The organism is Pseudoalteromonas sp. SR45-6 (genome assembly GCF_014163545.1).
Classification (GTDB): Bacteria; Pseudomonadota; Gammaproteobacteria; order Enterobacterales; family Alteromonadaceae; genus Pseudoalteromonas; species Pseudoalteromonas rhizosphaerae.
In genome coordinates, this window is record NZ_JACJDM010000015.1 from 1 (window position 1) to 22,256 (window position 22,256).

General features: G+C 41.8%; 18 protein-coding genes and 1 rRNA gene. 13 read left to right on the forward strand and 6 right to left on the reverse strand.

Features of this window, described 5'->3' with window-relative positions; genetic code table 11:
* Window positions 1–111: ribosomal RNA gene (gene rrf / locus H5158_RS08805) — 5S ribosomal RNA — on the forward strand; the annotation flags it as partial.
* 733 nt (window positions 112–844) lie between these two features.
* Window positions 845–1,768, forward strand: coding sequence for a glutaminase B (gene glsB / locus H5158_RS08810; RefSeq protein WP_145235030.1), 924 nt, complete (start codon window positions 845–847; stop codon window positions 1,766–1,768).
* A 20-nt stretch (window positions 1,769–1,788) separates the two neighbouring features.
* Here the strand turns inward: glsB and H5158_RS08815 are convergent, their stop codons facing one another.
* Window positions 1,789–3,093, reverse strand: a complete 1,305-nt coding sequence (locus tag H5158_RS08815; RefSeq protein WP_145235032.1) for an inosine/guanosine kinase — start codon at window positions 3,091–3,093, stop codon at window positions 1,789–1,791.
* Window positions 3,094–3,272: 179 nt separating this feature from the next.
* On the opposite strand from H5158_RS08815, the gene tadA reads away from it, so the two are divergent.
* Window positions 3,273–3,776 carry a tRNA adenosine(34) deaminase TadA gene (gene tadA, locus H5158_RS08820; RefSeq protein ID WP_145235034.1) on the forward strand — a complete coding sequence of 168 codons (504 nt, stop codon included), beginning with the start codon at window positions 3,273–3,275 and terminating at the stop codon, window positions 3,774–3,776.
* Here tadA and H5158_RS08825 read toward each other — a convergent pair.
* Both H5158_RS08825 and mltF read right to left on the reverse strand, forming a co-directional pair.
* Window positions 3,773–3,940, reverse strand: coding sequence for a hypothetical protein (locus tag H5158_RS08825; protein ID WP_182739866.1), 168 nt, complete (start codon window positions 3,938–3,940; stop codon window positions 3,773–3,775). The genes tadA and H5158_RS08825 overlap by 4 nt on opposite strands.
* A gap of 134 nt (window positions 3,941–4,074) precedes the next feature.
* Window positions 4,075–5,595 (reverse strand): membrane-bound lytic murein transglycosylase MltF, encoded by a 1,521-nt coding sequence (mltF, locus tag H5158_RS08830; RefSeq protein ID WP_259398799.1) that lies wholly within the window; start codon window positions 5,593–5,595, stop codon window positions 4,075–4,077.
* 253 nt (window positions 5,596–5,848) lie between these two features.
* Between mltF and purL the strand changes: the two genes are divergently transcribed.
* From purL to H5158_RS08850, 4 genes are all read left to right on the forward strand, one after another.
* Window positions 5,849–9,733 carry a phosphoribosylformylglycinamidine synthase gene (gene purL, locus H5158_RS08835; protein ID WP_182718398.1) on the forward strand — a complete coding sequence of 1,295 codons (3,885 nt, stop codon included), beginning with the start codon at window positions 5,849–5,851 and terminating at the stop codon, window positions 9,731–9,733.
* Between the two features lie 123 nt (window positions 9,734–9,856).
* On the forward strand, window positions 9,857–12,319 hold the full coding sequence (locus tag H5158_RS08840) for a YdbH domain-containing protein (RefSeq protein ID WP_182718397.1): 2,463 nt from the start codon (window positions 9,857–9,859) through the stop codon (window positions 12,317–12,319).
* Entirely contained in the window at window positions 12,312–12,494 is a 183-nt protein-coding gene (locus H5158_RS08845) for a YnbE family lipoprotein (RefSeq protein ID WP_149981408.1), read from the forward strand. Before H5158_RS08840 ends, H5158_RS08845 begins: the two co-directional genes overlap by 8 nt.
* Before the next feature lie 9 nt (window positions 12,495–12,503).
* Window positions 12,504–12,839 carry a YdbL family protein gene (locus tag H5158_RS08850; RefSeq protein ID WP_149981407.1) on the forward strand — a complete coding sequence of 112 codons (336 nt, stop codon included), beginning with the start codon at window positions 12,504–12,506 and terminating at the stop codon, window positions 12,837–12,839.
* Between the two features lie 27 nt (window positions 12,840–12,866).
* Here H5158_RS08850 and H5158_RS08855 read toward each other — a convergent pair whose 3' ends face one another.
* On the reverse strand, window positions 12,867–13,430 hold the full coding sequence (locus tag H5158_RS08855) for a DUF1415 domain-containing protein (RefSeq protein ID WP_182718396.1): 564 nt from the start codon (window positions 13,428–13,430) through the stop codon (window positions 12,867–12,869).
* Window positions 13,423–14,721, reverse strand: a complete 1,299-nt coding sequence (gene waaA, locus H5158_RS08860; RefSeq protein ID WP_182739867.1) for a lipid IV(A) 3-deoxy-D-manno-octulosonic acid transferase — start codon at window positions 14,719–14,721, stop codon at window positions 13,423–13,425. The genes H5158_RS08855 and waaA overlap by 8 nt, the downstream gene beginning before the upstream one ends.
* Before the next feature lie 153 nt (window positions 14,722–14,874).
* Between waaA and H5158_RS08865 the strand changes: the two genes are divergently transcribed.
* From H5158_RS08865 to hldE, 3 genes are read left to right on the forward strand one after another with little or no spacing between them, the layout of a single operon-like run.
* Entirely contained in the window at window positions 14,875–16,329 is a 1,455-nt protein-coding gene (locus H5158_RS08865; RefSeq protein WP_182739868.1) for a capsule assembly Wzi family protein, read from the forward strand.
* A 33-nt stretch (window positions 16,330–16,362) separates the two neighbouring features.
* On the forward strand, window positions 16,363–16,953 hold the full coding sequence (locus H5158_RS08870) for an SIS domain-containing protein (RefSeq protein WP_182739869.1): 591 nt from the start codon (window positions 16,363–16,365) through the stop codon (window positions 16,951–16,953).
* Window positions 16,953–18,392, forward strand: coding sequence for a bifunctional D-glycero-beta-D-manno-heptose-7-phosphate kinase/D-glycero-beta-D-manno-heptose 1-phosphate adenylyltransferase HldE (hldE, locus tag H5158_RS08875; RefSeq protein WP_149981403.1), 1,440 nt, complete (start codon window positions 16,953–16,955; stop codon window positions 18,390–18,392). The genes H5158_RS08870 and hldE overlap by 1 nt, the downstream gene beginning before the upstream one ends.
* A 3-nt stretch (window positions 18,393–18,395) precedes the next feature.
* Here hldE and H5158_RS08880 read toward each other — a convergent pair whose 3' ends face one another.
* The gene (locus H5158_RS08880; RefSeq protein ID WP_145235056.1) at window positions 18,396–19,118 is read right to left on the reverse strand and encodes a 3-deoxy-D-manno-octulosonic acid kinase; all 723 of its coding nucleotides are present in this window, start codon (window positions 19,116–19,118) and stop codon (window positions 18,396–18,398) included.
* A gap of 128 nt (window positions 19,119–19,246) precedes the next feature.
* On the opposite strand from H5158_RS08880, the gene H5158_RS08885 reads away from it, so the two are divergent.
* The 3 genes from H5158_RS08885 (at window position 19,247) to H5158_RS08895 (ending at window position 22,207) form a co-directional block, all read left to right on the forward strand.
* Window positions 19,247–20,305 carry a glycosyltransferase family 9 protein gene (locus tag H5158_RS08885; protein WP_182739870.1) on the forward strand — a complete coding sequence of 353 codons (1,059 nt, stop codon included), beginning with the start codon at window positions 19,247–19,249 and terminating at the stop codon, window positions 20,303–20,305.
* Window positions 20,302–20,856, forward strand: a complete 555-nt coding sequence (gene gmhB / locus H5158_RS08890; protein WP_182735366.1) for a D-glycero-beta-D-manno-heptose 1,7-bisphosphate 7-phosphatase — start codon at window positions 20,302–20,304, stop codon at window positions 20,854–20,856. Before H5158_RS08885 ends, gmhB begins: the two co-directional genes overlap by 4 nt.
* A gap of 154 nt (window positions 20,857–21,010) precedes the next feature.
* Complete coding sequence (locus H5158_RS08895) at window positions 21,011–22,207, forward strand: glycine C-acetyltransferase (RefSeq protein WP_182739871.1); 1,197 nt, start codon at window positions 21,011–21,013, stop codon at window positions 22,205–22,207.
* Window positions 22,208–22,256: the final 49 nt, after the last annotated feature.

Sequence of the window (22,256 nt, forward strand, 5' to 3'; positions counted from 1 at the left end):
GTAACAATAGCGTTTTGGACCCACCTGACCCCATGCCGAACTCAGTAGTGAAACGAAACAGCGCCGATGATAGTGTAGCATTTGCTATGTGAAAGTAGGACATTGCCAGGCTCCAAATTGAGAAACCCGTTACAGCGATGTGACGGGTTTTTTGTTGTCTGGAATAAAATGAAAACACCAAGCCAAGACCCCATGGTGAACTCAGTAGTGGCCGCTCTTGCATATCCTGTGCTTCACGGCATTCGTATTCCTATACATCAAACAAACCAGCTCGAAGGCGAGCCCCGCACAAGGCCGCCCCGACACAAAGATAGTGTCGCATTTGCTATGTGGCTCTCTACCGCTGTGGGCACTACGACATCGCCAGGCTCCAAATTGAGAAAGCCCGACTAGAAATAGTCGGGCTTTTTTACGTCTGGAATAAAGAAGGTTCGAGGTGAAAGGTAATAGGTTAAAGGAAAAGAATAAGAGCCTAAAGCCTACTCTATACATTTGCTATGTGGCACTCTACCGCTGTGGGCACCACGACATCGCCAAGCTCCAAATTGAGAAAGCCCGACTAGCAATAGTCGGGCTTTTTTACGTCTGCAGGAAAGCTATTGGCTTCGAGCCGTCAGTGTTAACCTTTGACATGCGTGTACTGCCACTTTTTAATCTTAAAAAACTCGCGCTACCCATAAGAAAATGCAAGCTCGCACTCTTTGTAAGTAAAAGGCAAATCAGCATTATTCATAAGTGACTGTAAGCGTGTTTTATTAGGTATTATTTGAGTAATAAAGTCAGTCTGCTTTTCTTCTAATATGGTAGAATTTTATTTCTGTTTTCAATGCCAATGAGGGTTACCTTGCCTACCTCTGATTATCAACAAGTCTTAAATGAAATTACCGCTGAGGTGCAACCACTGTTATCACAAGGTAAAGTGGCGGATTATATTCCAGCATTGGCTGAGGTTGATGCTAACCAATTTTCTATTGCTATATATACGACTGATGGCCAGACATTTTGCGCAGGCGATTGCTCGCAACGCTTTACAATTCAATCTGTTTCTAAAGTAATGACGTTAACGTTAGCGCTGCAGCGCTATGGTAATGAATTATGGCAACGAGTCGGCAAAGAGCCGTCAGGTACTGCGTTTAACTCTTTGACTCAGCTTGAGTTTGAAAAGGGTATACCGCGTAACCCTTTCATAAATGCCGGTGCTATCGTTACCTGTGATGCGTTATATAGCCGCTTGTCTGCACCTATGCATTCAATGTTAGAAACATTTAGGTTATTGTCTGGAAATAAGGGCATAGTGATTGATAAGAAAGTCGCTAATTCTGAGTATGAATTTCGTCATCGTAATGCTGCAATGGGGCATTTAATGAAGTCCTTTGGTAACTTTAAAAACGAAGTTGATGATGTGTTATGGGCATATTTTAATTTTTGTGCAATAGAGCTCAATTGTGTCGAATTGGCTAAAGCATATAACTTTCTGGCCAATAAAGGGATAGATAACGTGTCTAATAGACGCGTACTTTCAAGTCTGCAAAACAAACAGCTCAACTCATTATTATTTACCAGCGGCCTCTATGATGCGGCGGGCGATTTTGGTTATAGGGTTGGTATGCCGGGTAAATCAGGAGTATCGGGCACTATATTAGCGGTGTTACCGAATAAGTTTACAGTGGCAGTATGGTCGCCTGGGTTAAATTCATTTGGCAACTCGGTGGCAGGAATAGCAGCCCTTGAGCTGCTATCTAAAAAACTTGATATCTCTATTTTTTAACTAATATGTATTGGGAGTTGTTACTGCTCCCAATAAACCTGTTCGAGGCAGTCTTCACGCTCAGGTAAACCACGAGATAAGCGCGGTGAATGCTGTACTAACACCTCAAAACTGGCACGGTTAGCATACTTACTAATTTGTGCTAATGATGAGTAGGTCATTGCCGGTTGCTGGTGTTTAGCTGAATTACCAACATTGAGCTTATGGTAAACATTTGCCGATAAGTCATGTAGTACCGCCGCTAATGCACAATCTCCTGCACCATTGGTGTTCTTAATAGAGTCTGGACCACCCATAAATGGCGCTGTATGGCTGTATGCACGAATTGGCTGCTGACAGTCAACTTTGCGCATAGCGCGCGAAAACTCATAACGATTGAAATCTGGTATTGCGCCAGGCAGCAATGGGTATTCTGTTTCTCGTTTAAATTGCTCATCGATGTAGCCTGCCATAAACAAGCCTTTTTCACCTGCGGTACAGATCACTAAATCTACCCAATCAAGTGCTTTATCAGCAGCAAGTAGAGGGTCTTCAAAGCCAGTTATTGCCAGCCCTTCTTCCTCATTCATTGCTAAAATATCAACATGTTTTTCAACAAAACTAGCCCACCAAGTAGGGTCTTGCTCGATTAAAAACTTAGTACCAAGAGTGAGTACGACAGGGATGCCAGCATCATTGGCATATTTGACAGCTTGCATTGTTGCTTCTGTCATCGTCTCAGAACCTTGCGTACGCATTAAGTAAGCACTGATCACTAATGCCGATGAGTTCTCTATTAACTCCTGATCGATTGATTCAGGTCGTAGGTGGTTCATCAGCCCTGCGCTGATGGCAAAAGTACGTTCACCAGTATCGTCAATGAGTGTAAAGCAGCGACCGATCGGACCATCTACCGGTTGTAAGTAGTCGAGATCGACACGACTTGAGGTGTTACATAAAAAGCGATAAGCGTAGCTACCAATTTTAATGTTTTCACTCATCACACCCAGTAGTACAGAGCGGTCATCCGCTAATACTGAGTAGTTGTGCATAGTGTTGCCGATAGTACCGCCTGCAAACTCATAATCGATCATATCGTTGAGTTTTAAGCGGTCATATAATGCATTGGTTATATCACTATCAATAACTTGCGACATACCTCGGCGCAGTTGAAATTCGTCAAGGAAAGCTTGATCGACTTTAGCTTCTATATCAACTACGATTTGATCTATCCCTGTGATGTAGCTGCGTTGCAACTTATCACTGGCGTTGAGTTGATTAGTAAGTGGATCTTTGGCTTCCACTGGAAAATAATGTTTATGCCTGCGGCGTCCAGGAAATTTCATTTGCTACCCGTGTGTTGTGAGCTAAATAAAAAAAGCGAGAGATTATATCGTAAATCGCACGGGGTGAGCCATGTTAAAGCTGTTTTAATTTGTTTTATTTTTATCACTAATCAGTATATTTAGCGTTTTAATGGCCTAAGTGAGTATAATTAAACAATAATTAGTTAAAGATTAAGTCAATGAGTGAACAATTGAACGATCAATATTGGATGGCGCAAGCTCTAGAGTATGCAAAAAAAGCGGAGCAGTTGAATGAAATTCCTGTCGGTGCTGTACTGGTCAAAGATAATCAGTTGATTGCAGCTGGCTATAATCGTTCGATTACCGATAACGATCCTTCTGCTCATGCAGAGATGATTGCGATACGCGAAGGTGGCAAGGTCGTTAATAATTACCGCTTGATTGATTGTACTTTATACGTCACGTTGGAGCCATGCTCTATGTGCGCCGGGTTGCTAGTACACAGTCGTATCAAACGTTTAGTGTTTGGTGCTGCGGATGAAAAAACAGGATCAGCAGGCTCTATTATGAATCTATTACAAGATCCTAGATTAAATCATCAGGTTGAAGTTGAGGCCGGAATACTAGGTGAGTTATGTGGGCAAACTATTTCTGATTTTTTTAAACGCCGCCGTCAAGAAATAAAAGCTGCAAAGAAAGCTTTGCGTGACCTGAAGGCTTAACCTGCAGGTGCTGCAATGGTTAACTCTGCCATTTGTTGCATTGCAAACATTCTGCGACGCCAAATTACTTTTCTATGTAAATTACGCAGCATTATTCTGCGACGGGTAGATGATGAATAAATAACATTTCGTTTGAACGAATGTGTACGCCGACGTTTCAGCATGGTTTCTCCTGAAAATGTGAGAGTGAGAAAAGATATAAGTTAATTATATACTTGATACTACACATTAGTGATCATTTGATGACAAGTAAATAGATATTTTAGTTTGCGCGTACCTATCGCATTTAAAGTTATTTTTATTGTTCGCCGTTATCTTTTTTTTGCGGTGCTTGCTCATCGATACTGTCATCTTTTGCTGGGGAGACCGTGGTTTGTATTGTGGCAGGCTTTGGATTTTTAATCTCAGCAGCTTGGGTAGTAGGTTGATCTATTTGTTCAGCATCATCGGGTTCAGTAGTCGGTGTGCTGATCGCGTCATTTTCATCTAACCAAACTAGTGCATCGTAGTAACGACGAATATTATCCACATACTTGACTGCAACGTCACCGCGCGAATAGCCATACTTGGTTTTACGGTAGTAACGTTTTTTGATTAATAGCGGTAAGCGTTTTTTCACATCAGCCCATTTATCAGGGCTAGCACCTTGCTGCTCGGTAATAATACGAGCATCGTTCACGTGACCCCAACCAATATTATAGGATGCTAAAGCTAGCCAAGTACGATCTGGCTGAGGAACGCGGTCGGGAATTCGTTTTTCTAGCTTCGTCAAATATTCTGCGCCGCCTTTGATATTTTGCTCAGGAGCAAGACGATTAGTTACGCCGACCTGCTTTGCAGTATCACGAGTGAGCATCATAATACCACGAACTCCTGTGGGGGATTTTGCTCGCGGATTCCACATTGATTCTTGATAACTTAAAGCTGCAAGTAATCGCCAATCTAGGCTGCCTGCATATTGCTCAAACCAAGGTTGATATTTTGGCAGTGTTTCTTTAATTGCTTCAATATAGGCAAGGGTATTAACGTAGTTAAATTGGCGGACATGGCCAAAATATTTTTCTTCAAGTACATAAAGCTGATTACTTTGTTTTACTTCACCAAAAAACGGCACCATTAACGCATATAACGAATCGTCGCCGTCTTTGCGCAGCAGCCAAGCAATGGGATCGTTACGAGTGACAGAAAAACCAATACTAAGATTAGGGTGATAGCGACGAAACAACGATAGGGTATGTGAGTCGGCAAGAGTGTAATCAATATCACCATCGATCACTGCTTGTAATAGCTCTTCTTCGTCGAGATCTTCTGTTTCGCGCCAATTTAAATTGGGGTGAGTTTGTTTAATTTGTTGCAGTGCCAATGAATGGCTACTTTTGGCAAGTACTGTCAGGTTATCGGTTAGATCATCAAAATCACGAGGTCTTACTCTACCTTGTTTATAAACCAGTTTTTGGCTAATTGTGCGATAGGTTGGGCCAAAACGGTAATCTTGGGCGCGTACTTTATTGTACGTTAAACCAGAGGCTATTAAGTCTAAATCGCCGCTATCTAAGCGTGAAAACATGTCGGATAAGTTAAAAAATGGCACCATCTCCAGTTCAACCCCAAGGTGATCTGCAAACTCTTGCGCTAACTCATATTCAAATCCTTGTTCACCTTGCACTGCTTGATAATAATTACTTGCTCCAGCTAACGTACCTACTCTGATTTTGTTTTGAGTTTTTATTTGGCTGAGTTGAGATTGCTGCTGTTGCATATCGCAGGCACACAAAAGCATTACTAACGTAATGATTGTTATTAGCTTTTGTTTAAACATACTGTGCCCCTTGAATGCTATTACACCCTTATATCAAAACTTTGCGATGACGTCACTTGGCGATTTGTCATAGTTGACTTTACTGTGTTTGATATTTCATCTGCCACTAGGCATTATTAGTAATAAACGATGCTAACTTATAGCGCTCTTGCCGCAATTTTAATTCCCTGCTTAACCTGTATTTCCGAGTTACTTGAGTATATAATACCCGCCTAAAATATCGTTCAATCCCTAACCCCGGATGAAAATACCTATGTTGATCCTTCGTGGTGCACCAGCACTTTCCGATTTTAGAGTTCAGAAAATTTTAGCCCGTTGCCAACAGGCGCAACTTCCAGTCACTAATGTATACGCTGAGTATGCACACTTTGCAGATCTAACCGCACAGCTGTCAAGTGATGAGCAAACTAAGCTTGAGAAGTTACTTACCTATGGTCCAACGATTGCCGAACATACACCTGCAGGCACTTTGGTGTTAGTAACGCCTCGTCCTGGCACAATCTCGCCATGGGCTTCAAAAGCGACGGATATTGCACATAATTGTGGCTTAACTCAAGTACACCGTGTTGAGCGCGGCATCGCTTATTATGTTGAAGGTGACTTAAACGCTGAGCAATTAAATCAAGTTGCAGCCTTATTACATGACCGCATGACCGAAGCAACGCACAGCGCAATGGACGACGCTGCGACGTTATTCCGTACTGATGCACCGAGTCAAATGTCATCAGTTGACATTTTAGCCGGCGGCCGTGAAGCGCTAGCAACTGCAAACGTTGAGCAAGGTTTTGCCCTTGCTGATGACGAAATTGATTACTTGGTAGAAAACTTCCAAAAGTTAGGGCGTAACCCGAACGACATTGAATTATTTATGTTTGCACAAGCAAACTCAGAGCATTGTCGTCATAAAATTTTTAATGCAGATTGGACCATCGATGGTGTAGTTCAGCCTAAATCGCTATTCAAAATGATTAAAAATACCTACGAGCTAAACCCTGAAAACGTATTATCTGCTTATAAAGATAACGCCGCAGTAATGAAAGGTTCGAAAGCAGGTCGTTTCTTCCCAAATGCTGAAGGTGAATATGCATATCATCAAGAGAACATTGAAATCTTGATGAAAGTTGAAACCCATAACCACCCAACTGCGATTGCTCCATTTTCTGGTGCTGCTACCGGTTCAGGTGGTGAAATTCGTGATGAAGGTGCAACAGGCCGTGGCTCTAAGCCAAAAGCAGGTTTAGTTGGCTTTACTGTATCAAACTTACGTATTCCTGGTTACGAGCAACCGTGGGAAACTGATTTTGGTAAGCCTGCTCGTATCGTTACAGCATTAGATATTATGACTGAGGGCCCATTGGGTGGCGCTGCGTTTAATAATGAGTTTGGTCGTCCAAACTTAGTCGGTTACTTCCGCACTTATGAAGAGCAAGTAATCAGTCATAATGGCCTTGAGGTGCGTGGTTACCACAAGCCAATTATGCTTGCCGGTGGTTTAGGTAATATTCGTACTGACCATGTACAAAAAGGTGAAATTCCTGTTGGTGCTAAGTTGATTGCGTTAGGTGGCCCAGCGATGAACATTGGTTTAGGTGGCGGTGCCGCTTCATCAATGGCGTCAGGCCAATCAAATGAAGATTTAGATTTTGCATCAGTGCAACGTGAAAACCCAGAAATGGAACGTCGTTGTCAAGAAGTCATCGATAAATGCTGGCAGTTAGGTGATGCTAACCCAATCGCGTTTATTCACGATGTCGGCGCGGGCGGTTTATCAAATGCATTCCCTGAGCTTGTTAATGACGGTGGTCGTGGGGGCAAATTCCAACTGCGCGATATTCCAAATGATGAGCCGGGCATGGCACCGCATGAGATCTGGTGTAACGAGTCTCAAGAGCGTTATGTACTTGCTGTCGCGGTTGAAGATTTTGACCGTTTTGAAGCCATTTGTAAGCGTGAACGTGCGCAATATGCAGTGATTGGTGAAGCGACTGAAGAGCGTCATTTAACCGTTGCAGATAGCCATTTTGGTAACAACCCCGTTGATTTACCACTGGATGTGTTATTAGGCAAAGCACCTAAAATGCACCGTGAAGCGCAATCTCAACAAGTTATTGGTAAAGCGCTGGATACTACAAATATTGACGTAAGTGAAGCGGCAACACGTTTATTACGTTTACCTGCGATTGCTGAAAAGACGTTCTTGATCACCATTGGTGACCGCTCAGTAACAGGGCTAGTTGCTCGTGACCAAATGGTTGGTCCTTGGCAGGTGCCAGTTGCTAACTGTGCCGTAACTGCAGCAACGTATGACACTTACCATGGTGAGGCAATGTCTCTTGGTGAGCGAACACCTGCAGCATTGCTTAATTACGGTGCATCAGCACGTTTGGCCGTAGCTGAATCATTAACCAATATTGCTTGTGCTAACATTGGACCGCTTGAAAACATTAAGTTGTCTGCTAACTGGATGGCAGCAGCTGGTCACCCTGGCGAAGATGCGGGTCTTTACGAAGCAGTTAAAGCGGTGGGTGAAGAGCTTTGCCCTGCGCTTGGTTTAACCATCCCTGTGGGTAAAGACTCTATGTCGATGAAAACCCAGTGGGATGAGAATGGCGAGCAGAAGTCAGTAACCGCACCATTATCACTTATTATCACCGCGTTTGGTCGTGTTGACGATGTACGTAAAACGGTTACTCCGCAGCTACGTACAGATAAAGGTGAAACCTCACTTATCTTGGTTGACTTAGGTGCAGGTAAAAACCGACTAGGTGCTTCAAGTTTAGCGCAAGTTTATAAGCAATTAGGTGATGTAACGCCAGATGTAGATAGCCCTGAATTACTAAAAGGCTTTTACAATGCAATGCAAGCGTTAGTCGCTGATAATAAGTTACTTGCTTATCATGACCGTTCAGACGGTGGTTTATTTACCACAGTGGCTGAAATGGCATTTGCGGGTCATACTGGTGTGACTGTTAATTTAGATGGTTTAACAGGTTCTGACATTGAAGCACTTTATAATGAAGAGCTCGGTGCGGTAATCCAAGTTGCTAACAGTGATTTAGAGGTCGTGAATGCAGTATTTGCTGAGCATGGCATTGCTGCAATCAGCCATGAAATTGGCACACTTAACAGTGACGACAGTGTGGTATTTAACCGCGCTGGTAACCCTGTACTTAGTAATACGCGTACTGAATTACGTACTATTTGGGCAGAAACCACCTACCAAATGCAAGCACGTCGTGATAACCCTGATTGTGCTAAGCAAGAATTTGATGCAAAGTTTGATGTTAAAGACCCTGGTCTTAACGTTAAACTAAACTTCGATTTAAATGAAGATGTGGCAGCACCGTATATTGCGACAGGCGCTAAGCCTAAAATGGCTATCTTACGAGAGCAAGGTGTTAACTCGCATTTAGAAATGGCAGCTGCATTTAACCGTGCTGGTTTTGCGGCAGTTGATGTACACATGAGCGATATTCTTGAAGGGCGTTTAAGTCTGGAAGAGTTTAAAGGCTTAGTGGCATGTGGCGGCTTCTCTTACGGTGACGTGTTAGGTGCTGGTGAAGGTTGGGCTAAATCAATCTTATTTAATGATATGGCACGTGAGCAGTTCCAAAGCTTCTTTGAGCGCCAAGACTCATTTAGTTTAGGTGTGTGTAACGGTTGTCAGATGTTATCAACATTAAAAGAGTTGATTCCTGGCACTGAACATTGGCCACGCTTTGTGACAAATAAATCGGAACGTTTTGAAGCACGTTTTAGCTTAGTTGAAGTGCAAGAGAATCCTTCGGTATTCTTCAACGGTATGGCGGGCTCTCGTATGCCTATCGCTGTGTCTCACGGTGAAGGTCATGCTGAGTTTGCTAATGATGCAGCAGTGAAAGCAGCGCTTGAGTCAGGTACTGTAGCGGTTAAGTTTGTTGATAACTACGGTAACCCTACGACACAATATCCTGCTAACCCGAACGGCTCGCCAGAAGGTATCACAGGTATTACTTCAGCTGATGGCCGTGCTACAGTAATGATGCCACATCCTGAACGTGTATTCCGTGCGGTTGCTAACTCGTGGCACCCAGATGAGTGGCGCGAAGATAGCCCATGGATGCGTATGTTCCGCAATGCACGTAAAAATGTAGGTTAAACTATATTTATACACACTAGATTCATTATCTAGTACTAGAATAAAAGGCTGCACTATGCAGCCTTTTTTGTTTATGCTGGTCAAAGGTCAAAGGTCAAAGGTCAAAGGTATTTTAAGGATAATATGTTTAAGCGTGTAGGTTGGGGGTTATTAATTCTAGTGCTAAGTGTACTTTCACTTGGTTATATTTTTCGCATGCCGATCACCTTGCATTTTGTTGCTCCTTCACTGCATCAAGCTGGAGTTGAACTGCATTGTTTGGATTGGTCGTTAACAACCAATCTGGATCTCCATGTACAGCGAGCATGTATTGGCTATCAAGGGCAGTTGCTTGAATTAGCTGATATTACGGCCAATACTCAAAACATCACGGTTAACCGTGCAAATTTAATACTGGTAACTCCCGATTCTTCGACTCAGCCTAGTGTGGCTAAAAAGCTTGCTTTGGCGTTACCGCAAGCTCGCCCGTTGTTACACCTAAAACGTTTAGTGATCACTCAGTCTCAATTAAAAAAACCACTTATTATCAGCATAAATGAGCCGGTGTTAAATCAGTTTGTTGTTACTGGTGATGTGAAAGCTGAGGTTGACGTTAAAAATACCAAGTTGGCAGGAAATATTGAGCTTGATGAGCGACTACTTTCTACAGTTAAGGCCGCGACTGTAAACTCGATTGCAGGACTTAATTTAACTAGCCAACATAGATTCGCTTTTGATGGTATTGTACTCGATATAGATACTCAGCTAGGTGCTGATTTCACTTACGCCATTAATACCTGCTCGATGACAATTAAAAGTAGTGGCAAAGTCAGCAGTCACTATAACTTAAATTCAAAAACATTAACCCTAGATGCTCAGCAATTAGCAACAACACTCAATGGCAAAAATGAGTGTTTACAAAGTTTGGCTGGTGTTATCGATGATGATGCACAGCAGCAATTTGTTACTCGGCAAATACCGTTAAATTGGCGATTAGTTTTACCTAGTAAGATAATTGTGCAAGACACTCAATTGACATTAGATCAGCTAACATTGCAGGCAGGATCACAACTGCTCATGAATGTTAAACAGTTAGCGGTTGATATAAAGAACCCTTTAGAAACCCTATTGGCACAATTCGCGTTGTCGTTTTCGAGTGATGATATTGCATTATTAGATATAGCCGCGAGTGTTGTTAGCAGTGATATTGATGGTAACTATCAGTTAAAAGTGGCTGCGCTGCCTGATTTTATCGATGTTGATGCGCAGCATATTAGTGCACAAGGGCATTTTTCAATAAATAGCATATTGGCTGCACAGCCTGCTCTCGAATTGTCAGCACAATTAGCGCTGGGGCAATTAAAAGTGCATGATATTGGTATTGATAATTACCAAGCAACTTTTAAGGCGAAGCTACAAAGTAATCAATACTTAACCGCTAGCTTATCGAGTCAGATTGATACTGTTAATATGGGGAGTATTAAACTATCTCAGCTGACGAATCAGCTAACTGCTGCAGGAAGTTTGTCAGCAGGGGAATTGTTTTTTGATTTAACTAGTGAAACAAAGTTAGCCAAGCTACAAACGGAAGAGTTACGACTTAACGATATTCGTATAAGCTCAACAGGTTTACAAAGTCGTGCTCTGCAAGCATCTCATCATATATATGTAGAGGGGATAGAGCTTGTGGCAATGCATAATATAACAAGCACAGCTCATCCATTTGAGGTGATAATTTCAGAGCAGTTAGTTACTAAGCTTAACCCACTGCTTCATCAATTTGTGCCGCTTGCAACCTTAACAGATGGTAAAGTCAGTGGCCGTATTGCTGGTGATATTAATCTGCAACAGGCCGATCTCTCTTTACAGCTAGTCGGTGTAAGTGGTTTATACACAGATTACCTTGCTAAGCATTTTAATACTCAATTTACAGGTCGTTATGATTCAGGGCAGCTTAATGTTGTGCCTTCTACATTTGAACTAAATGAATTACGAGCTGGTGCTGTGGTGAAGCAGCTAACAGGGTTTTGGCAAGTACAGGCAAATGAACTTGCTGTTACGGAGCTTACAGGGAAGGTTATGGGAGGGCATTTTTTGCTGGATAAATATCGCCTTACAGAAGAGCCGCAACAAGCATTAGTTACATTTGACAATATAGATGCTAGCAAGGTCATTACCCTTGATGCTAAATCGGGTATTAGCTTAACTGGAAATGTAGCTGGACACTTGCCTGTTTATTTCACAAAAGCAGGTATTGAGGTTAAAGGTGGGCAGCTTGTTAATCAAGGTGCTGCTAAATTACTTATCACTGATAATGCAGCTTTTAATTCGGTAAAGGCTCAACAACAAGAGTTAGGGCCTATACTTGGCTTGCTTGAAAATTTAGATATTCAGAGTATTAAAAGTAGTGTTAACTTAAAACCTGACGGCTGGATGACCTTAGGCGTTAATTTGCAAGGGTATAATCAACAGCAAGCACAGCAAGTTAATTTTAACTATAATCATGAAGAGAACGTGTTCACACTATTACGAGCACTGCGCTTAAGTGATGAAATTACGCAAAAAGTTGAACAAGAGTATTCAACAAAAGGAAGTAATAATGACTAAATGGTTAGTAATATTAACCGCATTGGGATTACTCAGTGCATGTACGCATCGTGTTGAGGTGGCCGCTAAGGAACCTATTACAATTAACTTAAATGTTAAGGTCGATCATGAAATCCGCGTAAAAGTTGATAGAGAACTCGACAGTTTATTTAGTGATGACAGCGAATTATTTTAAGGAGCAAGTATGAATATAGTAAAAAATAAAAAACTAAGCATTGTCACTTTATTAAGTGCGGTGTGTTTGTCGTTTTCGGCTTGGGCCATTTCGTTAGATGATGCAAAAAATCAAGGGCTAGTGGGTGAGGACAGCTCGGGTTATTTAGGCCTTGTGGTGCAAAATGCAGAGGCAAAAGTGGTTGTCGATGAAATTAATGCTAAACGTAAAGCACAATATTTAAAGCTCGCTAAAAAGAACAACTTGTCGCTTTCTCAAGTAGAAGCGCTGGCAGCTGCTAAAACGATTGAAAAAACCCAATCGGGTCACTTTGTTGAAGTGAACGGAGAATGGGTTAAAAAGTAACATTCCTTTTTACTAAAAGCTGAGTGATTAAGCACTCGGCTTTTTACATCCAGCAAGTAATTGTTGCCAAAAGTCGATGCCTTTTCGGCGAGCTAAATTGATGTTGTGATCTGGAATTGATTCAGGTTCATTATAATCATCAAGTGCTGCACTCATACTAGCCTCACGAATTAGATGTAAGGTAGGAAAAGGCGCGCGGTTAGTGTAATTTGCTGCATCATTGTCATCGCTATCAGCAAACACATAGTCAGGATGAAAGTTGGCTATTTGATATTTACCTTCAAAGCCTTGGGCAACTAATAGCGCATTGGCTAAATCCACTAAATCTAAAAATTCCTCAAAGTCAGTAAAGCCTTGTTCAAACATCAATAATGTAGTCTCTCGAGCCGGTTGTTGATCAAGTTCAATACATTGTTCGATCATCTCCATCACAGCATCATCAATGCTGGTTGCTTGGCTGGTTTGATAATGAATGCAATTATTTTCAACTTCTTTACGGGCAAAGGGGCAAAAGTTATATTTAACAATGACATTAGCTACCCATAAACGGGTTTGTTGTTCTGGTAAGGTTAGTTTTTTTTGTTCAGTCATTGTGTGGCTCTAAAAACTTGTTAATGATGGCGATCGTTTTCGCGATGGCGCCTTGGTTGTTAGCAACACATTGTGCTGCCTGTAGACCTAGCTGCTGGCAAAACGCTGGTTGTTGATGAAGCTCGTATAGTTGCTCCGCTAACATCTTTGTATCGCTTACTTGTATACACCCACCTGATGCAATCAGTTCAGGGTAAACATGGTTGAAATTATAGGTATGCGGGCCTGTTAAAACACCGACAGAAAATGCCGCTGACTCGAGAGGGTTATGCCCGCCACGTGCAATTAAACTGCCGCCAATATAATTGATGTTGGCCATACCATATAAACATTGCAATTCACCTAAAGTATCAGCAAGGAGTACTTGCTCGCTTTGATAGTTATTTTTACTGCGGCGGCTAAAGCTTAATGGTGAGTCTTCAAGCAATGTGGCGACCTTATCAAATTGTTCTGGGTGGCGCGGCGCAATAACTAGCAGTGCATCTGGAATCTGTTTTAGCAGCAGCTGCTGAGCAGCTAATATCAGCTCATGCTCACTAGGGTGCGTGGAACCGGCAACCCAGATAAAACGCTGATTATTGTATTGGCTTTTTAGGGTATCGACTTTGTCTAACTGCTCGCTAGTTGGCTTTATATCAAATTTAATTGAGCCAGTAATATGCACTTTTTGCTCATTGAGGCCAAGCTCAATAAAGCGTTTAGCGTCTTCATGATTATGACTAGCTAAAGCGGAAATTGATTGCATTATAACCTTAGTTAATGGCGCTACTTTTTGATAACCTTGTTGCGATTTTGCTGAAAGCCGCGCATTGAGTACCAGTACAGGAATATTTTGTTGTTTGCACTGCGCCATAAGATTAGGCCAAAGTTCGGTTTCTAAAATACACATTAACGTGGGTTTAACACGCTTTAAAAAGCGCGCTGTAGCACAAGGGTAATCAATAGGTAAATAGGCGCACTGTACCGAGTCTTTAAAATTATTATGTATTTGTTCACGGCCTGTGGGGGTGTTACAGGTTATCATAAATGAATTACTTGGCTGCTGGTATTGTAGCTCTTTGAGCAAAGGCGTTGCAGCAAGTACTTCACCAACTGAAGCGCAGTGGATCACTATTAGATCATCTTTTAATACTGTGCTTTCTTGTGAGGTATTTTTTATCGTAATGAAGCCAAATCGTTCCGCAAAGTGCGCGCGATAACCTGCGTTCTTTTTACCTCTAAGTATATATAAATAATAGGTTATGAGAGGACTAAGCAAATAAAGAATCAGTGAATAAAAAAAGCGTGCCATTTTCCAGCCTCGAATTATAAACACTAATGATAACGCGGATACCCTTTAAGCAAAATGCGAAATTGTTAAAAAGCGTTAGAACAGAGAGTTTTGGGTGTTTAGTTGCAGCTAATTTGGTAATATTTAACTACCATTATGAAAAATACAGTCGTTATGAAATTCAAATTGATAAAAGCCGTGGTATTAACCAGTTTTATGAGTTGCGCATTGCCTTCACTTGCAACACCAACTGCTTACTTACCAATTGGCATGGATGCACAGCTTGATCATCAGCTCGATACGTTATTTGCCTTGACGTCAGGCACACCGATGACAAAGCCTTATCGCTTAACGGAAGTTGAAGCGGCGCTTACTAAATTGCAAAATGCACAGCCAAGTTTAGTCGCGGCAATACGTGCTAAAATTAAGCCTTATCAAGGCAACGATAATATTACTCGAGTAGGTGTTAAGCTGCGTGCTGATGGCAGCAATGCAACCAAGCTTGCCAATCAACGTGGTGTGAGCTCTGATGAATGGGGGCAAGTGTTCTTTGAGGGTATTTGGCGTCCTAATGACTATACCTTGATGCAAGTGGGAGTTGATTATCGCGCGAAGCAAAATAAATTCGTTAATTATAACAGTTTTGTCAGTTTTGCTGGCGATGACTTGCAGTTAAATATTGGTTATAAAGAGCATTGGTTTTCGCCGTTTAAGCAATCAGCGCAGATTATTTCTACTAATGCCCGTACCTCGCCATCTATTTCATTAGGGATGGTGGCACCAGCCCATAACTGGTGGAACTTTGATTTTGAGCTTTATTACTCCGAGCTTGAACATGTTGAAAAAGGCATATTATATCAAAATGAATTGCATGATGGCACGCCTCGCTTAGCTGGCACACATATTAGTTTAGAGCCTGTAGATGGGTGGAAAATTGGCATTAATCGTATGATGCAATTTGGTGGTGGGCCTCGTGATGTTGGTTTTAGCGATGTAGCTAAAGCATTCTTTGACCCTGCAGGTAATGATAATGGTGCAATAGCGGGGGGCCCTGATAATGAACTTGGCGACCAGTTTGCTTCAATAACGAGTGTTGTGAACTTTAATTGGGGTATGCCGGCAGAGCTTTATTTTGAGTATGGCGGCGAAGATACCAAAGAACACAAAAACTACCAATTTGGTAATATTGTTTATAATTATGGCGTGTTCTTACCTCAATTAACTAGCGATCTGTCACTTCGCTACGAATATACTAGCATGCATAGTCTTTGGTATATGAATTACATATATCCAACAAATGGCAATACTAATGATGGCTATGTTATTGGTCATTATGCTGCTGATAAACGTTATTTTGGTGATGGTGTGCCTTCGAATATACATAGCCTTGAGGTCTCTTATGCAGCCACACAGGATTCTTTTTGGCGTACAAAGTTTACTTTAATAGATAACGAGAGTGGCTATGTTAACGATTTTGGTGGTGTTAGTGAGCAATATAAACAAGCCATTGAGTTACAAATCAGTAATAACCGAAAGTGGCAAGAATATAATATTGAAACAACTTTAACTTACGGCGAAGATGTCTTTGGTGATAACTATACGTGGTTGTCAGTGGCACTTTTTTGGTAGTAGCTAGTCAGACTAATTTTGAGAGGATTACCCATGTCTAATATTGATTCTGTAGCGAGCAGCTACCTTGAAAGTTTAACCCGTCACCAAGTATTGTTTGAAACGATGGAAACCTACCACCCTCAAGTAATGCAATTGCTTGAAGTTTGCCACAGTACTTTGCAAGCTGGTGGAAAAGTAGTTTGGTTTGGTAATGGTGGCAGCGCAGCAGATGCTCAGCATTTAGCTGCAGAGTTTGTCGTACGCTACAAATTAGAACGTGGCCCATTAGCATCTATGGCGCTAACAACCGACACTTCCATCTTAACTGCGCATAGTAATGACTATCACTTTGACACAGTTTTTGAGCGTCAGGTTCTTGCGTTGTGTAAGCCTGAGGATTTAGTGATTGGTTTAACTACCTCTGGCACTAGCGCTAATATTAATATAGCGTTAGCTGCTGCAAATGAAATAGGCGCTTATACAGTTGCATTTACAGGCCGCGATGGCGGTAAAGTAAAAGATATCGCTAAATTATCCATTATTATTAAAGATGACGAAACAGCACGTATTCAAGAAGCACATATGTTTATTGGTCATTGGTTATGTGAAGCCATTGATATGGTTGTAGCGGGGCAGAGTTAATGGATTTAGCGTTATTAAAAAACCTATCTAACGCTAAAATATTAGTGGTTGGGGATGTGATGCTTGACCGTTATTGGCATGGTGATTCAGGGCGCATATCGCCAGAAGCACCTGTGCCAATAGTGAAAGTAAGTAAATTTGAAGATAAAGCCGGTGGCGCCGCAAACGTGGCAAAAAATATTGCTCGTTTAGATGGTAAAGTTGGCTTGTTGGGTTTAATTGGTGAAGATGAAAGCGGCCAAATCTTAGAGCGAATTCTAGCTGATGAACGTATAGATTCACAATTAGTCAGTGTTTGTGATTTGCCAACTATTTCAAAAATGCGTGTGATTAGCCGTCATCAACAAGTCGTTAGACTTGACTTAGAAGAGATGTTTACTGAGCAACACAGTCAATTACTTTTAAACCGTCTGGAATTAGTATTAGATGAGTACGACTTTGTTTTATTCTCAGATTATAATAAAGGCTCATTAAGCTTGATCCAGCAAATGATAAAACTTGCTAAAGGTGCTGGAAAAACAGTTCTAATTGATCCTAAATCCTCAGACTTAAACTTATATCGCGGTGCTGATTTTATTACTCCTAACTTGAATGAATTTAAGCTTGCCGGTGGTAAAACAGATTCGGAACAGCATTTAGCAGACAGTGCTCGAGCACTGATCAGCGATGCAGGGATCGCGGCCATGCTATTGACTCGCTCAGAGCAAGGTATGTCACTTATTAGTGCCGATGAAAAACACGATTTTGCAGCGCAACAGCTTGAAGTCAGTGATGTTACCGGTGCTGGTGATACTGTTATTGCAACTCTGGCGGTGATGTTAGGTGCAGGAATGCAGCCTAAAGATGCAGTGGAAATTGCTAACCTTGCGGCTGGAATTGCAGTGAGTAAATTAGGGGCAGCTACGGTATCGCCTGAAGAGTTAAGTCGTAAGTTAGGTCAATACTTACAAAAAACCGGTGAGCATTATCAAACCCCATTTGATGATGTGCTTCAGCATATTGAGTTTGCAAAGCAAAATGGTGAAACTATCGTGTTCACCAATGGTTGTTTTGACATTTTACATGCGGGGCATGTGCGTTACTTAGCACAAGCCAAAGCACGTGGAGATCGTCTAGTCGTCGGTTTAAATAATGATGAATCAATAACGCGTTTAAAAGGTCCAGAGCGCCCTATTAACCCGCTTGATGAGCGTGCTATGGTGCTGAGCGCTTTGGCATCAGTTGATTGGGTAATTCCATTTGGTGCAGTTGAAGAAAACGATACACCCGCTAAATTAATTGAGCTGATCAGTCCTGATATCTTAGTAAAGGGTGGAGATTACACTGTTGAACAAATTGCAGGCGCTGATCATGTACTTCGCCATGGCGGAAAAGTTGAAGTACTTGAGTTTTTAAATGGCTGCTCTACGTCAAAAGTGATCAGTAAAATAAAGGCTTAACGGCTATATTTTAAGAGTGGACTGGTATGCTGTGTGTAACTGCTGCCAGTCTGTAGTTTGCCAATGCATTACTTTATTTCGGCCTTGCTCTTTATGAAACGAACGAGCAAGGCGGGTCATATTAGCTTGTTGCCAATTACTGGCGGGGAGTTTTAGTTCACCGCGGTCAAAGTCAATAATGTATATCTCGCCCGTTTCATCAAATAGAATGTTGTTAATATTCAAATCAGCGTGATACACCCCATGATTATGAAAATCCGCAATCGTGTGTGCTACTTTAATTAACTCTTGTGCGCTAAAGGGACGTTGTTTTAATATATCAAGCACACTTTGTGCGCCTGCAACAGCTTGAGTAATTATATCGCCACGGTAAATTAAGCCAGCTTGCGATATTTTAGCTGCAATCGGCTTTGGTACATTTAGACCTAATTCGCACAGTTTCATCATTAATGAAAACTCTTGGTAAACACGGGTTTTTTCCAGTCCAAAAAACACATATTGATCACTTAGCACTTTACCCACTAAACCGCCACGCCAATAATGCCTGAGCACTGCTGTTAGCCCGTTATGGCAGAAAAACCATGCAGTTGCGCGACCTTTTTTGGCGCCGACAATTTTTCCTTGCTGCTGCCAATATTCATTATCAAACCAATTTAAGCTAATTTCGGCACTATGCTCAGGATGGCTTAAAATAATGTGTTCATTGATGGTTTGCTGGTTAAACATGGCGTACTTATTTTATTGCAGGTGATAGTGCTATCTTAACCTGTTTTAAAGCCGAGCATAAGTGCTTGCAATAGTGGGTGGTTAATTTAAGATCATGGTAATTATCCAGCATAAAGCAAAGGACACCTGTGACTGACTCAACCACCTATTCAGATATTTGTATTTTAAGACTCTCAGCAATTGGTGATGTTTGCCATGGCGTATCTGCAGTGCAGGCAATTCAAAAAGCGCACCCCAATGCAAAAGTTACCTGGGTGGTCGGCAAAATTGAAGCCATGTTACTAGCTGATTTACCCGGTGTTGAGCTGGTGGTGTTTGATAAAAAACAAGGCAAAGCAGCCTATCAGCAATTAAAACAAAAATTTAAAGGGCGTAAGTTTGATGTGTTGCTGCATATGCAAGTGGCACTTCGAGCTAACTTAGTGGCGCGTTGTATTCCTGCAAAAGTTAAAATTGGTTTTGATTGGGCGCGCTCAAAAGAATTGCATAGCTTGTTTATTAACCAGCGCATTGCACCACAGCAGCAGGCTCATGTGTTAGAAGGCTTTAAAGGCTTTGCGCAGGCGATAGGTGTACCTGATTGTCAACCAAACTGGCAAATGCCAGTCAGCGAACATGATCAAAGTAATGCTGATGGATTACTTGGTACGGAGCGATTAGAGGGGCGAATTTTTGTGATTTCTCCAGCTGCCAGTAAAAAAGAACGCAATTGGTTGGCTGAACGCTATGCTAAGCTTGCAGAACATGCCTACAAGCAAGGGTTTCATGTGGTGATCACGGGTGGCCCGACAGAGCTTGAAGTGACGCTCAGTGATGACATTATTGCAGCCACTACAACGCCAATCCTTAATTTAGTGGGTAAAACCAAACTCAAAGAGTTGCTTTGCGTACTTAAACGAGCTGCATTGGTATTAGCACCTGATACAGGCCCTGCTCATATGGCCGTCACCGTAGGCACTCCCGTTATTGGTTTATATGCCCACTCAAACCCGAAACGCACTGGACCCTATTTATATCAAAATTACGTGGTTGAGGTGTATCACCAAAACTTACTCAAGCAAACTGGTAAAACCGCTGAGCGATTACCTTGGGGTACGCGGGTTAAAGGCAGTGATCTAATGAGCCAAATAAGTGTTGATGAAGTAGCTTTGATGTTTGACCTTGTGGTTGAGAAAGAGCAATTATGAGCAATATCAATAAAGCCTTATTTTTAGACCGTGATGGCGTGGTTAATATCGATCATGGTTATGTTTATGAGTCGGATAAATTTGAATTTGTGCCAGGCGTATTTACTGCATGTAAGGCGTTTGCGGATGCAGGCTATAAACTGATCATAGTGACTAATCAATCTGGTATTGGCCGTGGTTACTATTCAGAGGCGGATTTTCACGCTTTAACACAGTGGATGATAGCCCAATTTGCTGCGCATCAAGTAAAGGTGACGGATGTTTACTTTTGCCCACACCACCCGAAAAAAGCATTACCCGAATACCTCAAAGAGTGTGATTGTCGTAAACCAGCTCCGGGCATGTTACTGCAAGGTATCGCTGATCATCATATCAATCCAGCTTGCAGCATTATGGTTGGAGACAAACTAAGCGACATGCAAGCGGCAAGTAAAGCGGTTATTGGCACTCGGGTGCTTGTACGATCCGGGCAGGAGTTTGATGCGGTAGCCATCGACTCGGCAGATCATGTTTGTGATTCGTTAGCAGACTTACCCTCAATATTGCTATAGCCCAATGTAAACTGGCAGCATAAGTTGTCAGTTCCTTATTTCTGCGATGAACTACAAACAGTGCATTTGTTTGACTAAACTTTTACAATAGCCACAAAGATGAGCCGTGTTAACTTAAGTACGCTCACCCCGTTCAATAATTTGGAGATTACAGATGAGAGCATCTGCGTTTTTTACTCAGCTTCAGCAGCAAATTGAAGATGTAAAAGCCGAAGGCTTATATAAAAATGAGCGTATTATTACTTCGCAGCAGCAAGCACAAATTCAAGTTGCTTCTGGTGATAAAGTTATTAACTTCTGTGCAAATAATTACTTAGGTTTAGCGAATAGCCCTGAGCTGATCCAGGCTGCACAAAACGGCTTAAATGACCATGGCTTTGGTGTTGCGTCAGTACGCTTTATTTGTGGTACACAAGACATTCATAAAACATTAGAGAAGAAGATCAGTGAATTTTTAGAAACTGAAGACACGATTTTATATTCATCATGTTTTGATGCCAATACCGGTTTATTTGAAACAATTTTAGGCGCTGATGATGCGATTATCTCTGATTCGTTAAATCATGCCTCTATCATTGATGGCGTTCGTTTATGTAAAGCAAAGCGCTTCCGTTATGCAAATAATGATATGGCAGATCTTGAAAAGCAATTGATTGCTGCCGATGAAGCGGGTGCAAAAACAAAATTAATCGCCACCGATGGTGTGTTCTCAATGGATGGGGTTATTTGTAATCTTGAAGCGGTCTGTGACCTTGCTGATAAATACAATGCACTTGTTATGGTTGATGACTCTCATGCCGTTGGCTTTGTCGGTGAAAACGGCAAAGGCACACCTGAGTACTGCAACGTGCTAGACCGTGTTGATATTATCACTGGCACTTTAGGTAAGGCGCTTGGCGGTGCATCGGGTGGTTATACATCAGGTAAAAAAGAAATAGTTGAATGGTTACGCCAGCGCTCTCGCCCATATTTATTCTCAAACTCATTAGCGCCTTCAATCGTTACAGCATCAATCAAAGTATTAGAAATGCTCGAAAATGGCAGTGAATTGCGTGCTAAGTTATGGTCAAACGCTAAATACTTCCGTGAGCAAATGGAAGCGGCTGGATTTACCTGTGCGGGTAAAGATCACGCGATTATTCCAGTAATGTTAGGTGATGCTAAAGTTGCGTCGGCAATGGCTGATAAGTTATTAGCAGAAGGCATTTACGTCACTGGTTTTTCATTCCCAGTGGTGCCAAAAGGCCAAGCGCGTATTCGTACACAAATTTCTGCTGCGCACAGCATTGAGCAATTAGATACCGCAATTGACGCCTTTACCCGTATTGGTAAAGAAATAGGCATTATCTAATTAATTTATTTTAAACCGTTGCCTTCGCAGCGGTTTTTTTATTGAGTGT